Below are 14484 nucleotides of genomic sequence, written 5' to 3' on the forward strand. Positions count from 1 at the left end.
CCTTGGCGGTTGGGGAAGGGCATTGGCATTTTATAACGGCCGGGAGGAGAGGAAGCGGCCGCCATCTGCAGGGTGGGCACCCCGCGTCCACGCGGATGGGCCGGTTCGCGGACGCGGCGATTGCGCCCTCATTCCCCGTATTGTGGACGATTGATCGCCCATGAGCGAAGCGGGATTGCGCGTGGGGTCATTGAGGCCAATGGCCTCAATGACGGCTTCACCACGGGGCGCCCACCCTACAGGACGCGCCGCTTACTCAAAAACTCCCCGCCACCGCCTCCGCCGGCGTCTCTTCCTGCTGGCGATGGCCGCTCGCCACCGGCTGGCGCGATTCGGCGGTCTTGACCAGTTCTTCGTACTCCGGATCGTCGACGCCGCGCAGTTCGATGAAGCGCTCCAGCGCGTTTTCCAACCTTGGCAGCAGGATCGCGCGTTCGCTGTGCAGCACGCTGTAGGCCGGGCGTGCCGCGGCCATGCCAATTTCGCTCGCTGTCTGCGCCACCAGCTTGGCGGCATCGATGCCGGCCTTCTCGGCGGCCATGCGCGCCAGTTCGTACCAGGTGACCGAGCCCACGTTGTTCAGGTGCCAGACCCCGCATTCGCGGTCGATCGCGAGGTCCAGGCAGGTGTGCACCAGGTCGGGCACGTAGGTCGGCGACACCGTCATGTCGTTCGCGGCCGCAAACCGCTCGCCGCGTTCGAGCGCATCGAGCGCCAGCTTGACGAAGTTGTGGCGGTCCCAGGGACCGAAGAAGGCGCTGGTGCGCACGACCAGGGCGCCGGGGTGGGCGGCCAGCACCGCCGTTTCCGACTCGGCCTTGCTGCGCCCATACACGTTCAGCGGCGTGACCGGATCGCTCTCGACATACGGGCTGCCCTTGCTGCCGTCGAAGACCAGGTCGCTGGAGAACGTGGTGAGGTGCACGCCATGGCGCGCGCAGGCCTCGGCCAGGGGGTGGCGGCGCCCACGGTGTTGTCGCGCATGCAGCGCTCGACCTCGCCCTCGGCGTCGTCCACGCGCACATAGCCCGAGGTGTTGATCACGGCCCGGGGTTTGTGGTGGGCCAGCGCGCGCTCGACCGAGCGGGGTCGGCGATGTCCATCTCCATGCGCGAGAGCAGCTTGTAGTGCAGGCTGCGCTTCTGGCAGATGCGGGCAAAGGCCCGGCCCAGGGTGCCGGTAGCGCCCGTGATCAGGATGGGCGCGGCGCCCGTGCCGACCAGGCGGTGGCCGTCGGCCGAGATCGAGGTGATGGCGGCCGGCGTGGCGATCGGCGTGCACAGGAAGCGCCCCGGGCGTCGCCACCAGCCCCTGGCCGCGCAGCACCGGATGCGAAGGCGTGCGGCCGCTGCCGAGTTCGCGCATCATGGCGGCCAGCGCCGTCGGGCGCGGCATCTTTGATCTCACATCAAAGGGGCCAGGTTCGTAGTAGCCGCGGTTCTGCGTGACGAGGCTATTCCAGTCGAAGGAGCCGAGCAGGGACCAGACAGTGACGGCGCGCACGTCCACGCCCACCTGGCGTGCCGTTTGCGCCGCTTCCCAGATTTCCAGCAGCCAGCGCAGCTGGTCTTCGCGGTTGGCGTCGATATGCGCTTCGGTGACGGCGATCGGCAGGCGGTAGCGCTCCCACACCTCGCCCAGCAGCGGGCCGATGCCGGGCGTCGGCGTGGCCAGCGCGCGCGAGGCTTCGATGTCGGCGCAAGGCACGCCGTCGGCGACGCCGCGGTGGTGCTGCGGATAGCGTTCCGGGCGATGGTCGAGCCAGCGCTCGCTGGTGACGTAGTAATTGACGCCGATGACATCGGGTGGGCAGGGGTTGTCGCGGAACCAGAGGAACTCGGCGGCGTCGATGCCGGTGCCCAGCAAATACTTCCACAGCTTGTGCTCCGGGCCCATCATGCCGCACAGGAGGTCCCAGGCCAGCCAGCGGCGCTCGTTGTAGAACTCGGCCACATGGGCCAGCTCGGGCGTGCTGTAGGTCTTGCCGAGGTCGTCGGTTTGCACCAGCTTGGCGTTCGGGTTGACCTTGCGGATGGCGCGCATGCACAGCACGACGGCGCGGCACTGCACCAGCAGGGCCTGGATGAAGCTCCTGTCGTCGCGCGCATGCGGATACCAGACGCCGTACAGGCCGGCGAAGCGGGCGGTGGTGCAGGGTTCGTTGACGGGCGTGTAGTACTCGAGCCAGGGATAGCGGGCGGCCACCGCGCCGGCATACTCGGCCAGGCGTTCGGGGAAGGCGGGGTCCATCAGGCTGGTGTCGCGCGGGCCGCTACCGTGGTGAATGAGTCCGGCGATCGGGGTGACGCCGGCGTCGCGCAGGGCGGGCAGGCGCTCGTCCGGCCAGCTCCAGTCGGCCTTGTCGAGTCCGTCCGGAGCGGTGCGTTCCCAGAGCACGGGATAGCGGATGGCGCGGATGCCGAGCGAGGCGAAGCGGCCGATGTCGCAGGCGCGCAGTGCGTGGCCATTGCGGTCGAGCTGGCTGAAGTATTCGTCGCGCACGCGGTTGACGGTGCATTCGAGACCGCCCCACAGTTCGAGTGGGCGGTGTTGGCTGTTCGGGCTCGTGTTATGCATGATTTCACCACTTATTAAAATTGTGACAACAAAAAGCTTTTAGACGGCCGCCAGGAAATGAAGTTCGGTCGGACGCTCGTCTGGATGCTGCGTGGACCTTGACGTCCGTTATGTCGGCCAGCCGCCGGGCAGGTTTATCCCAGGACGACGGCGATACCGGGCCTGAAGACCCCTCCGGACCGCTCCCCCCGTCGCGGCCGGTCGTTTGCGGTTGACAGCGCGCCGCCAACCTGCAACCATGCCATCCATGAAATTTCTGAACCCACAATTCTCGTTCTGCACCTGGTGGCGCCGCTGACAGCGCGCGGCCTCCACGAGAAGATGTGACTCAATGAACGCCGCCTCGATTCAGGTGGCGTTTTCGTTGGCGCGGCAGGATCGGGGCACTACCAGGAAACACAAGGAAACCCGATGAGCTCCACCACCCCTGCACCCGTCATCCTCACCGGCGATCGTCCAACCGGCCCGCTGCACCTCGGCCACTTCGTGGGCAGCCTGCGCAACCGCGTTGCCTACCAGGACCAGTACCGCCAGTTCATCATGCTGGCCGACGCCCAGGCGCTGACCGACAACATGGATGACACCGGCAAGGTACACCGTAACGTTGTCGAGGTGGCGCTCGATTATCTGGCTGTCGGCATCGATCCGACACGCTCGACGATCTTCATCCAGTCCCAGGTGCCGGAACTGGCCGAGTTGACATTCTATTATCTTAATCTGGTGACTGTCGCCCGTTTGGAACGCAACCCGACGGTCAAGACGGAAATCGCCCTGCGCAATTTCGAGCGCGACATCCCGGCCGGCTTCCTGACTTACCCGGTCAGCCAGGCCTCGGACATCAGCGCCTTCAAGGCGACCCTGGTGCCGGTGGGCGAAGACCAGATCCCGATGATCGAGCAGTGCAACGAGATCGTGCGCCGCTTCAACCGCCTGGCGAACAAGGACATCCTGGTCGAATGCAAGGCGCTGGTGCCGGAAATCGGCCGCCTGCCCGGCATCGACGGCAAGGCCAAGATGAGCAAGTCGCTCGGCAACACGATCAACCTGGGCGACAGCCCGGACGCGATCCGCGCCGCCGTCAAGCAGGTCTATACCGATCCGCTGCACCTGAAGGTGTCGGACCCCGGCCACCTGGAAGGCAATGTCGCCTTCCTCTACCTGGACGCCTTCGACACGGACAAGGATGCCCTGGCGGAGATGAAGGCGCACTACACCCGTGGCGGCCTGGGCGACAGCGTGGTCAAGAAGCGCCTGGATGTCGTGCTGCAAGAGATGCTGGCGCCGATCCGCGAACGCCGCGAGCACTTTGCCCAGGACAAGGGGCAGGTGCTGGAGATGCTCAGGGAAGGGACGATGAAGGCGCGCGAAGTGGCGGCCAACACGGTCGACGAAGTGCGCCGCGCCCTGGGGTTGTCGTACTTCTGATTGGTTTGCCCATGGCGGCAGGTGGCGTGGCTGTGCGCCTGCCGCTTGAACGCGTGGGCGGCGCAAGCGTTGGCCTTGACGCATCGTTCACGGTGGAGCCGACCCCCCTACCTTGCGCAAGGCCTGTGAGGCTGTTCGCCTGCTGGCTGAACGCGCGGGCGGCGCGGACACTATCCTGAAGCGCCATCCGCGCTGGAGCCGACCACCCTGCAATCGTACGCAGGGTGGTCGGCTCCACCCTGACATCTGCATCCACGCGGCGCGTGCGCCGCCCACGCGTTCAACCCACGTTCGAATGACTGCGGCTGTTCTCCAGCTGGTTGAACGCGAAGCGGCGCGGGCTTTATCTTCACGCCCCATGCACGGCGGGGCCGTCCACCCCAGGTCCTGGCGCGCTGTCTGGCGGTACCCACGGTATCGATATTCGCGTCTCACGCTTCCACACTCGCGTCATGTTTTGCGCCATGTCAAGCTCCCCTTTGCGGCATCGCCGATTATCGGGAATTTTGTGACAGGAGGAAATATGAGCAAGGGATTGCGGCTGACCGAGAAGTGGTTGAACCGGGCACTGTGGCTGGTGGCGCTGGCCTTCGCCGGCTTCCTGATCGGCCTGGGAGGCAAGCTGGTCGAGAACCTGGCCGACGTCGAGGAAGCGCCGACCGTCGAGCAGTTCATGGATCCGGCCCGGCTGGCAGCGCTGCGTGCCGAGCAGAAGGAAGCCGAAGAGAAGCAGGGCGCCGCACGCGAGCGGCGCGACCAGGCCGTCCAGAAGCACGAGGTGGCCCGCTCGAATACGCAGTCGGCGCGCGCCACCTTCGATAACTGGCTGGCCACCCGCAAGGTAACGGCGCGGCCCGAGCAGGACCCCGAACTCATCAGCCGGACGCACGCGCTCGACGCGCTGGAAGCGGAGGAACGCAAGGCGCTGGCGGCGGTCGAGGCCCAGGACCAGGCCCTGCTCGACGCCGGCCAGCAGGCCGAGCGCACCCGGGCGCGATGGAACGCACTCGAGCAACCGGCGCTGATCGCCCATTCCGAGGCGGTGCGTGCGCTCGAGCTGCGCGTGTTCGGCTACCGGCTGGCACTGACCCTGCCGCTGCTGCTGGCGGCCGGCTGGCTGTTCAAGCACAAACGCAAGGGCCCGTCCTGGCCTTTCGCCTGGGGTTTCATCTTCTTCGCCCTGTTCGCCTTCTTCTTCGAACTGGTGCCTTACCTGCCCAGCTACGGCGGCTATGTGCGCTATGTGGTGGGCATCGTCGTGACCGTCGTGGCCGGGCGCTATGCCATCGCCTCGCTGCAGCGCTACCTGGCACGCCAGAAGGAAAGCGAAGCGCTGCCCGACGTCGAACGCCGCCAGACCCTGCGCTACGACGTCGCCCTGGCGCGCCTCGGCAAGGGCGTATGTCCGGGCTGCGAGCGCGCCGTCGACCTGAAGGACGGCGCCACCGACTTCTGCCCGCACTGCGGGATCGGCCTGTTCAACCGCTGCGGCGGCTGCACCACGCGCAAGAATGCGTTCGGACGCTTCTGTTTTTCCTGCGGTACCGCGGCCAATACCAGCCTGGCCGATTAGCGCGCTTGCCCGGGGCTGCCAGGCCTGCCGATCCCCACCGCGAGGTGCGGGGCGTGAGGGACGACGCTGCCCGCGTCACCGGGGCATCGCGGGCATCGTCGAAAAACAAGCCGGCGGGCGGCATGGCCGTCCTGGCGAATCAGTCCTGCAGGTCGGCCGGCACCTTGCCGCCGTTCTCGGCCAGCTTCTTCATCACCTGCTTGTGCAGCCAGATGTTCATCGTCGCCGAGTCGCTGGTGTCGCCGGTGTAGTGCAGTTCGGCGGCGAGTTCCTTGCGCGATTGCAGGCTGCTGTCGAGGTCGAGCAGCTTGAGCAGGTCGACGATCGAGGTACGCCAGTTCAGCTGCTGGCCCGATGCCTTCTGCTTGTTGGTCAGGATTTCTTCCACGTCCACCTGCTGGGCCAGCGTGGCGGCCGGTGCGGTGGCGGCGGGCGTCACCGGGTTGGCTGGCCGGCCTGCTGGGCTTGCGCGGTGGCTGGCGGCACCGGGATGTTTTGCTGTCCGCCCGGTGCGGCCGCCGGCGCTGCGCCTGGGGCCTGGGTGGCGGCCGGCTTGTCGCGGCCCGGGAAGATCTTGTGGAAGATATTGCTGAGGATACCCATGTGTTTCTCCTTGTTGTTGTCGATGAAGTCGGTCTGATCAGCGGCGCATGCCCTGCGCCATGTGGCCGAGCGCAATCGCAAGCGCGGCGCCGCCCAGGGCTTTCACCACGTTTGGATGCTCGGCGTAGAAGTCGCCCATGCGTTCGACGACGCCCGGATTTTCCTGTTCCGCCTTCTCGGCGATTTGTTGCACTTGCTCAGGCGAGAGCTGCGATGCCTGCTCCGGCGTGATCGGGTCGGGTCGGGCGCCGCCGCCGAGCACATTCCCCAGAAGACCACCCAGACCGCCGCCGGCGGCGCCGCCAGCAAGCGAGCCGAGCAGGGGAAGGACCGGCGGCCGCAAGCAGCTGGTTCAGCATGCCCGCACGCTGGTTCGGGTTGCTTTGGCCAAACATCTGCCCGACCATTTGCGGGAAGGGCGGCGTCTGGTCCGAACGCAGCGCCTGCGTGACCCCCTGCGCCACGTGCTCGCGCGGCACCTCCTGTGCCACGCGTTCGAAATCTTCGGTGGCACGGGTGTTGTCTGCGCCCGATGCGCCGTTCATGTATTGCTGCAACAGATTGCCCAAATCAAAAGCCATGATGTTCTCCTGCTTGGATGACAAGGTGAACGAGGAGGGTAGGACGCACGGTTCCCGCATTCGGTACGGTATCGAACGCATGCGGCAGAAAACCCCGGTATCCATTCCGGCTAGCAATTGGGCGGAGACCGCGCTAAGCTGACGCGATGCCCAAACCCTACCGATCCCTGTCGATGCAAGCGCCGGAGTCGCCATGAGCTGGCCTCATGCGCGGGTACTGGCCCACCGCGGCGGCGGCACGCTGGCGCCGGAAAACACGCTCGCTGGCCTGAAAGAGGGCATGCGGCGCGGCTTTCGTGCCATCGAATACGACATCATGCTGGCGCGCGACGGCGTGCCGGTGGTGATGCACGATCCCTACCTCGGGCGCACCGTGGCCGGTTCCGGCAACGTTTTCGACTACGACGCGGCCGAACTGGCGGCGCTGGACGCCGGCGGCTGGTTCGCGCGCGAGTACGAAGGCGAACCGGTGCCGCTTTTTGTTGAGTTCGCAGGATTCTGCAAGGCGCACGGGGTCTGGATGAACATGGAGATCAAGCCGGCGCCTGGCTATGACATCGAGACCGGTGGCACCGTGGCGCGCATCGCCGCGGCGCTGTTCGCCGACGAGATCGCGCGCGGCGAGATGGCGGCGGTGCCGCTCCTGTCGTCGTTCAGCCACCTGGCGCTCGAAGCGGCGCGCGAAGTAGCGCCCCGGGTGCCGCGTGCCTGCCTGATGAGCGAACTGCCGCCCGACTGGGAGCGCCGCGCGCAATCGGTCGAAGCGGTGGCCATCCACACCAACCACAAGCACCTGACGCCGCAACTGGCGCGCGAGGTGAGGGCGGCGGGGTATGGGTTGTTCTGTTACACGGTGAACGACCCGGAGCGGGCACGTGAACTACTTTCATGGGGCGTAGACGCGTTTTGTACAGACCGCATCGATTTGATCGGACCGGATTTCGCGTAGGGTAGGCGGCTCCACCCGCGAGGTGACGGACCACGCTGCCGCAATGCCGCCTACGCGTCCAGGCAGCTCCGGCATCCCGCGGTGCTGTTTCGGCCGGGGTTGAACGCGTAGGCGGCGCAGAAGTCGCGAACTTGCCGAGCAACGCGGGTATAGCCGCCTACCCTACGCTATAATCATTCTCTTTATATACGTACTGCTCTCTTTCCGCCCCGACCAACATGAAATCCTCCGAAATTCGCGAAAAGTTCCTCAAGTTCTTTGAGTCCAAGGGCCATACCATCGTACGGTCCAGCCCCCTCGTGCCGGGCAACGATCCGACCATGTTGTTGACCAACAGCGGAATGGTGCAGTTCAAGGACGTCTTCCTCGGCCTCGATTCGCGCCCGTACAAGCGCGCGACCTCCGTGCAGCGCTGTGTGCGCGCCGGCGGCAAGCACAACGACCTGGAAAACGTCGGCTACACCGCGCGCCACCACACCTTCTTCGAGATGCTGGGTAACTTCAGCTTCGGCGACTACTTCAAGCGCGACGCCATCAATTACTGCTGGGAGCTGCTGACCAAGGTCTACATGCTGCCCGCCGAGAAGCTGACCGTCACCGTCTACTTCGAAGACGACGAAGCCTACGACATCTGGGCCAACGAGATCGGCGTGCCGAAAGAGCGCATCATCCGCATCGGCGACAACAAGGGTGCGCGCTACGCCTCCGACAACTTCTGGCAGATGGCCGACACCGGCCCCTGCGGCCCGTGCACCGAAGTGTTCTACGACCACGGCGCCGACATCTGGGGCGGTCCTCCAGGCTCGGCCGAGGAAGACGGCGACCGCTTCATCGAGATCTGGAACCTCGTGTTCATGCAGTTCAACCGCGACGAATCCGGCGTGCTCACCCCGCTGCCGAAGCCGTCGATCGACACCGGCATGGGCATGGAGCGCCTGGCCGCCGTGCTGCAGCACGTGCACAGCAACTACGAGATCGACCTGTTCCAGAATCTGATCCGCGCCGCTGCACGTGAAACCGGCGCGACTGACCTGGAAAACAATTCGCTGAAGGTCATCGCCGACCACATCCGCGCGGCTTCCTTCATGATCGTCGACGGCATCATCCCGAGCAGCGAAGGCCATGGCTATGTCCTGCGCCGCATCATCCGCCGCGCGCTGCGCCACGGCCACAAGCTGGGCCAGACCCGTCCGTTCTTCTACAAGCTGGTCGACGACCTGAACCTTGAAATGGGCACGGCCTATCCGGAACTCGCGGACGCGAAAGACCGCGTGGCCCAGACCCTGAAGGCCGAGGAAGAGCGTTTCGGCGAGACGCTGGAAAACGGCATGAAGATCCTGGAAGCGCAGCTGGCCAAGGACGCGAAGAACCTCGACGGCGCCACCGCCTTCACCCTGTACGATACCTACGGCTTCCCGCTCGACCTGACCGCCGACATCTGCCGCGAACGCGGCGTGACGCTCGACGAAGCAGGCTTTGCCGAGGCGATGGAGCAGCAGAAGAAGACCGCGCGCGCCGCCGGCAAGTTCAAGATGGCGGCCAAGGTGGACTACGCGGGCGAGAAGACCAAGTTCGTCGGCTACGAGTCGCTGGTCCACAACACCCACGTGCTGGCGCTGTACTCGGAAGGCGTCTCCGTCCAGGAACTGAAAGCCGGCCAGGAAGGCATCGTCGTGCTCGACACCACGCCGTTCTACGCCGAATCCGGCGGCCAGGTCGGCGACCATGGCCTGCTGAAAACCGGCAGCGGCGAGTTTGAAGTCGAAGACACGCTCAAGATTCAGGCGGACGTGTTCGGCCACCACGGCGTGCTGCGTTCCGGCGCGCTGAAGGTCGGCGACACCGTGGACGCGCAGGTCGACCAGGCCAAGCGCGCGCGCACCATCCGCAACCACTCGGCAACCCACCTGATGCACAAGGCGCTGAAGGAAGTCCTCGGTAGCCACGTCCAGCAGAAAGGCTCGCTGGTCGATCCGGACAAGACCCGTTTCGACTTCAGCCACAATGCACCGGTGACCCAGGAGCAGATCGCCCAGGTCGAACTGATCGTGAACCGCGAGATCCTGGAAAACCACGCGACCCAGGCGCAGAACATGTCCTTCGACGACGCGGTGAAGCATGGCGCAATGGCCCTCTTTGGCGAAAAATACGGCGACGAAGTGCGCGTGCTCGACATCGGCTCCTCGAAAGAGCTGTGCGGCGGCGTGCACGTGACCCGCACCGGCGATATCGGCCTGTTCAAGATCGTGTCGGAAGGCGGCGTCGCTGCCGGCATCCGCCGTATCGAGGCGGTGACGGGCGAGGGTGCGCTGGCATGGGTGCAGGCGACCAATGCACGCCTGCTGGCTGCGGCCGCTGCGCTGAAAACCGGTCCGGACGAACTGCCGAACCGCATCGGCCAGGTGCAGGAGCAGGTGAAGTCGCTGGAAAAGGAAGTGGCGGCATTGAAGTCCAAGCTGGCCGCCGGCCAGGGCGACGAGTTGCTGAGCCAGGCGGTCGACGTGAACGGCATCAAGGTGCTGGCCGCGACGATGGAAGGCGCCGACGTGACGGCCCTGCGCGAGACCATGGACAAGCTGAAGGACAAGCTGGGCACCGCGGCCATCGTGCTGGCGAGCGTGCTCGAGGGTAAGGTCAGCCTGATCGCGGGCGTCACCAAGGACGCCACCGGTAAAGTGAAAGCCGGCGAGCTCGTCAATTTCGTTGCCCAGCAGGTGGGTGGCAAGGGCGGCGGCCGTCCGGACATGGCGCAAGCCGGCGGTACCGATCCGGCGGGCCTGCCTGGCGCGCTGGCCGGCGTGGCTGGCTGGGTGGGCGAGCGCGCCTGACCGTTTCAAGGCTTGTACGAGAAGCCGCCTGCGGGCGGCTTTTTTTCGTCCTTGCCGCGCGCACGATTGGCTTATGCACACGGGTTAGGCGTTGCGTCGTTGCAAATATGTACATAGAATGCCGCTGTTCAATCGATAACCCAAGGACGGACATGCGTATTCATCGACTTGCAGCACTGCTTCTCTGTATCGCAACGGCTTTGCCGGCCTGGGCTGCCATGCCGGCTGCCGATACCGTCAAGGGAGGCAAGGATCACCCCCTGCTGTCGCGCTTCGAGGGCGCGCGGATGATTGGCTACGAAGCCACCGAATTCGAAGAGGTCACGCTGCCGGCAGGCAAACGCTACTTCACCAAGGAGCGCAAACCGGCATTCGAGAAAACCCTGCAGCTCTCCGGCAGGTACACCCGCATCGCCTACCTGAACCCGCGCGAGCGTTCGTCGCTCGAAGTCATGCGCAATTACCAGAGCGCACTGGAAAAGGCCGGCCTGAAGATCGTGTTTGCCTGCGCCAAGGAAGCTTGCGGCGAGCGGATCAACGATTACTGGCACGACAAGCGCCTGGGTAACGGCTACCTGAAGGAGGTCGGCGCGGCGGGCACCTTCATCCACGCCAGCGAGCAGCGCTACATGGCGGCGGCAGGCACGCGCCCGGACGGCACGGCCGTGAACGTCGCGGTATGGGTGACGGGGCCGGTATTGAGCTACAACGGCGGCGCCTATGTCGAGATCGTCGAAGGCAAGGCCATGGAAAACGGCAAGGTTGCGGCCAACCTGAACGCGGCCGAGATGGCCAAGGGCATCGCCGACGAGGGCAAGGTTGCTATCTACGGGGTCTATTTCGACACCGGCAAGGCCGAGGTCAAGCCCGATTCGGCACCCGCGCTGGGCGAGATGGCCAAGATGCTGCAGCAGGACCCGAAGCTGAAGGTCTATATCGTCGGCCATACCGACAACCAGGGCGATGCCAACATGAACCTGGCACTGTCGCAGAAGCGCGCCGAGGCGGTGGTGAAGGCGCTTGCCGATGGCTACAAGATCGAGCCGCGGCGCCTGAGCGCGAAAGGGGCGGCCTCGTATGCGCCGGTGGCGTCGAACCGCAGCGACGCGGGGCGCCAGAAGAACCGGCGCGTCGAGCTGGTCGAGATGTAAGAACGGGCGGTGGCAGGCGCTGCCTGTCCCGCACCGCCTTTGCACCACCCGCGTGCAGCGATGCGCCGCCAACGGGCGCATTCGCTGCGACTCAGCAATATCTCTCCGAACTTTTCCTATTTTTTGGTTGCAAAATTGCAACAGGATATGACTATTTTGGTGCGCCGCGTCATAATCCGCAAATAGGAGTAGTATGCATCCAGAATCACCCACCTTAGCAGGCATGCGATGAGCGACACCATTCTCGAAACCGATACGATTCACTTCCAGAAGGACCTGGACGCGCGCGGCCTGAACTGCCCGCTGCCCATCCTGAAGGCCAAGAAGGCACTTGCTGAAATGGCTACCGGAGAAGTGCTGCGCATCACGGCCACCGACACCGGTTCCGTGCGCGACTTCCAGGCTTTTGCCAAGCAGACCGGCAATGCGCTGTTGTCGCACACGCAGAACAATGGCGAATTCGTCTTCCTGATGCGCCGCAAGTAAGGCTGGCAAGGCGGTAGCCTGCGCTGGCACCGTGGACCGGTCGCTGGAGCGGGCAAGCTAAGGTAGTGACGAGCACGTCTCGAAAGGTCGGCGGCAGGTACGGCCGCAAGTGCAGCGCGCGAGCCCATCTTTGGCAGGGACACTTTCCTGCAACCCCTTTATTCAATACACGTGCGATTTGGAAGCATCCCTCTAACCAAAAATCGCACGATCGTGCTTTAATTCAGCCTTGAAGCTGTTATCTCTTATAATCTGGCCTTTTAAGCCACAGTCTACCTCTTCAATTTTTCAAAGGCACACCTATGAAAGTCCTGGTACCCGTCAAACGCGTGGTCGACTATAACGTCAAGGTCCGCGTCAAGTCCGACGGCAGCGGCGTGGATATCGCCAACGTCAAGATGTCGATGAACCCGTTCGACGAAATCGCGCTCGAAGAAGCGACCCGTTTGAAGGAAGCCGGCAAGGTCACCGAGGTGGTGGCGGTGTCCATCGGCGTGCCGCAGTGCCAGGAAACCCTGCGCACCGGCATGGCGATCGGTGCCGACCGCGGCATCCTGGTCGAGACCACGGTCGAGACCGAGCCGCTGGCCGTGGCCAAGATCATGAAGGCGCTGGCCGACAAGGAACAGCCGCAGCTGATCATCCTCGGCAAGCAGGCGATCGACGACGATTCGAACCAGACCGGCCAGATGCTGGCTGCCCTGCTGGGCTGGCCACAGGCTACCTTCGCCTCGAAAGTCGTGCTGGAAGACGGTAAAGTGACCGTGACCCGTGAAGTCGACGGCGGCCTGGAAACCGTTGCCTTGAGCCTGCCGGCCATCGTCACCACCGACCTGCGCCTGAATGAGCCGCGCTACGTCACGCTGCCGAACATCATGAAGGCGAAGAAGAAGCCGCTCGAAACGATCAAGCCGGAAGACCTGGGCGTCGACGTTTCGCCGCGCCTGAAGACCCTGAAGGTCGTCGAGCCGGCCAAGCGCTCGGCCGGCATCAAGGTGCCGGACGTCGCCACGCTGGTGCAGAAGCTGCGCACCGAAGCCAAAGTCATCTGATCGCGGCCTCGCCGTCATCTCAAAAATATAGGAAACATCATGGTCGCATTAGTCATCGCTGAACACGACAATGGCTCCCTCAAGGGCGCAACCCACCACACCGTGACCGCGGCCGCCCAGTGCGGCGGCGAGGTCCACGTGCTGGTCGCCGGCTCGAATTGCGGCGCCGCCGCCGAAGCCGCCGCCCAGATCGCCGGCGTCTCGAAGGTGCTGGTCGCCGACGCGCCTTACTTCGCCGACGGCCTGGCCGAAAACGTGGCCGAGCAGATCCTGGCCGTTGCCGGTTCGTACTCGCACATCCTGGCTCCGGCGACCGCCTTCGGCAAGAACATCCTGCCGCGCGTGGCCGCCAGGCTGGACGTGGCCCAGATCTCGGAAATCACCAAGGTCGATTCGCCCGACACCTTCGAGCGTCCGATCTACGCCGGCAACGCGATTGCTACCGTGCAGTCGACGGATTCGGTCAAAGTCATCACCGTGCGCGGCACGGGTTTTGACGCCGCCCCGGCAAGCGGCGGTTCGGCTGCTGTCGAAAACGTCGCCGCCGCCGCGGACTTCGGCAAGTCGGCTTTCGTCGGCCGCGAGCTGGCCAAGTCGGACCGTCCGGAACTGACGGCAGCAAAAATCATCGTCTCCGGTGGTCGCGGCATGGGCTCGGGCGACAACTTCAAGCTGCTCGAACCGCTGGCCGACAAGCTGGGCGCCGCCATGGGCGCTTCGCGCGCGGCAGTGGACGCCGGCTACGTGCCGAACGACTGGCAGGTCGGCCAGACCGGCAAGATCGTCGCACCGTCGCTGTACATCGCCGTCGGCATCTCGGGCGCGATCCAGCACTTGGCCGGCATGAAGGACTCGAAGACCATCGTCGCCATCAACAAGGATCCGGAAGCGCCGATTTTCTCGGTGGCCGACTACGGCCTGGTGGGTGACCTGTTCGAAGTCATCCCGCAACTGGTGCAGGAACTGGGCTAAGGGGGGAACCCCGATAAACCTGCTGCGCGTCGAATTGGCGTCCTGCGATGCTCCGCACCGGCGGGCCGGCTGTACTTCCGTGCAGCTGCGCTTCTCGAACGCCACTCCTTGCGCTCGCTACGGTTTCTCGGGGGCCCTTTAAGTAACGTAGGGTGGGCTCTCGAGCCCACGCTGTTTATCCGTCGCGACCGAATGCCGGTACGATGATTGATCCGCACGTAGACCGCGTGGGCATCAATGCCCACCCTACCAAAGACACACAGGCCACGCTGGTCCGGCATTCGCCT

14 protein-coding genes are annotated in these 14484 nt (G+C 64.9%); 8 read left to right on the top strand and 6 right to left on the bottom strand.

Translation table 11 applies throughout. The annotated features are described in order from the left end of the window. Positions 1 to 256: 256 nt before the first annotated feature. Both G4G31_RS28220 and G4G31_RS10780 read right to left on the bottom strand, forming a co-directional pair. Positions 257 to 925 (bottom strand): sugar nucleotide-binding protein, encoded by a 669-nt coding sequence (locus G4G31_RS28220; RefSeq protein WP_308622153.1) that lies wholly within the window; start codon positions 923 to 925, stop codon positions 257 to 259. Continuing rightward, complete coding sequence (locus tag G4G31_RS10780) at positions 838 to 2577, bottom strand: family 1 glycosylhydrolase (RefSeq protein WP_308622154.1); 1740 nt, start codon at positions 2575 to 2577, stop codon at positions 838 to 840. The genes G4G31_RS28220 and G4G31_RS10780 overlap by 88 nt, the downstream gene beginning before the upstream one ends. A 411-nt stretch (positions 2578 to 2988) precedes the next feature. Here G4G31_RS10780 and trpS point away from each other — a divergent pair, with 411 nt between their 5' ends. Together trpS and G4G31_RS10790 are read left to right on the top strand one after the other, a co-directional pair. Next, positions 2989 to 4002, top strand: a complete 1014-nt coding sequence (trpS, locus tag G4G31_RS10785) for a tryptophan--tRNA ligase (RefSeq protein ID WP_182991416.1) — start codon at positions 2989 to 2991, stop codon at positions 4000 to 4002. A 523-nt stretch (positions 4003 to 4525) separates the two neighbouring features. Further along, a complete protein-coding gene (locus G4G31_RS10790; protein ID WP_182991417.1) occupies positions 4526 to 5575 on the top strand; it encodes a zinc ribbon domain-containing protein in 1050 nt (349 codons plus the stop codon). 139 nt (positions 5576 to 5714) lie between these two features. On the opposite strand, the gene G4G31_RS28225 is transcribed toward G4G31_RS10790, so the two are convergent. The 4 genes from G4G31_RS28225 to G4G31_RS25750 are packed head-to-tail and all read right to left on the bottom strand — an operon-like array spanning position 5715 to position 6783. Further along, on the bottom strand, positions 5715 to 6014 hold the full coding sequence (locus G4G31_RS28225) for a DUF3597 domain-containing protein (protein WP_229507924.1): 300 nt from the start codon (positions 6012 to 6014) through the stop codon (positions 5715 to 5717). Then, entirely contained in the window at positions 6011 to 6178 is a 168-nt protein-coding gene (locus G4G31_RS28230) for a hypothetical protein (protein ID WP_308622155.1), read from the bottom strand. The genes G4G31_RS28225 and G4G31_RS28230 overlap by 4 nt, the downstream gene beginning before the upstream one ends. Positions 6179 to 6215: 37 nt before the next feature. Further along, positions 6216 to 6371 carry a hypothetical protein gene (locus G4G31_RS25745; RefSeq protein ID WP_229425512.1) on the bottom strand — a complete coding sequence of 52 codons (156 nt, stop codon included), beginning with the start codon at positions 6369 to 6371 and terminating at the stop codon, positions 6216 to 6218. A gap of 4 nt (positions 6372 to 6375) precedes the next feature. Next, the gene (locus tag G4G31_RS25750; protein ID WP_229425513.1) at positions 6376 to 6783 is read right to left on the bottom strand and encodes a hypothetical protein; all 408 of its coding nucleotides are present in this window, start codon (positions 6781 to 6783) and stop codon (positions 6376 to 6378) included. A gap of 169 nt (positions 6784 to 6952) precedes the next feature. Here G4G31_RS25750 and ugpQ point away from each other — a divergent pair, with 169 nt between their 5' ends. The 6 genes from ugpQ (at position 6953) to G4G31_RS10830 (ending at position 14197) form a co-directional block, all read left to right on the top strand. Next, a complete protein-coding gene (gene ugpQ, locus G4G31_RS10805) occupies positions 6953 to 7708 on the top strand; it encodes a glycerophosphodiester phosphodiesterase (protein WP_182991418.1) in 756 nt (251 codons plus the stop codon). A gap of 218 nt (positions 7709 to 7926) precedes the next feature. Next, positions 7927 to 10536 (top strand): alanine--tRNA ligase, encoded by a 2610-nt coding sequence (gene alaS / locus G4G31_RS10810; protein WP_182991419.1) that lies wholly within the window; start codon positions 7927 to 7929, stop codon positions 10534 to 10536. 218 nt (positions 10537 to 10754) lie between these two features. Next, positions 10755 to 11687, top strand: coding sequence for an OmpA family protein (locus G4G31_RS10815; protein WP_229425514.1), 933 nt, complete (start codon positions 10755 to 10757; stop codon positions 11685 to 11687). A 228-nt stretch (positions 11688 to 11915) separates the two neighbouring features. Next, a complete protein-coding gene (locus G4G31_RS10820) occupies positions 11916 to 12173 on the top strand; it encodes a sulfurtransferase TusA family protein (RefSeq protein WP_182991421.1) in 258 nt (85 codons plus the stop codon). A 302-nt stretch (positions 12174 to 12475) separates the two neighbouring features. Beyond that, the gene (locus G4G31_RS10825) at positions 12476 to 13225 is read left to right on the top strand and encodes an electron transfer flavoprotein subunit beta/FixA family protein (RefSeq protein ID WP_182991422.1); all 750 of its coding nucleotides are present in this window, start codon (positions 12476 to 12478) and stop codon (positions 13223 to 13225) included. Between the two features lie 39 nt (positions 13226 to 13264). Then, a complete protein-coding gene (locus G4G31_RS10830) occupies positions 13265 to 14197 on the top strand; it encodes an electron transfer flavoprotein subunit alpha/FixB family protein (RefSeq protein ID WP_182991423.1) in 933 nt (310 codons plus the stop codon). Positions 14198 to 14484 lie beyond the last annotated feature (287 nt).

The sequence above is a fragment of the Massilia sp. Se16.2.3 genome, from assembly GCF_014171595.1.
Classification (GTDB): Bacteria; Pseudomonadota; Gammaproteobacteria; order Burkholderiales; family Burkholderiaceae_D; genus Telluria.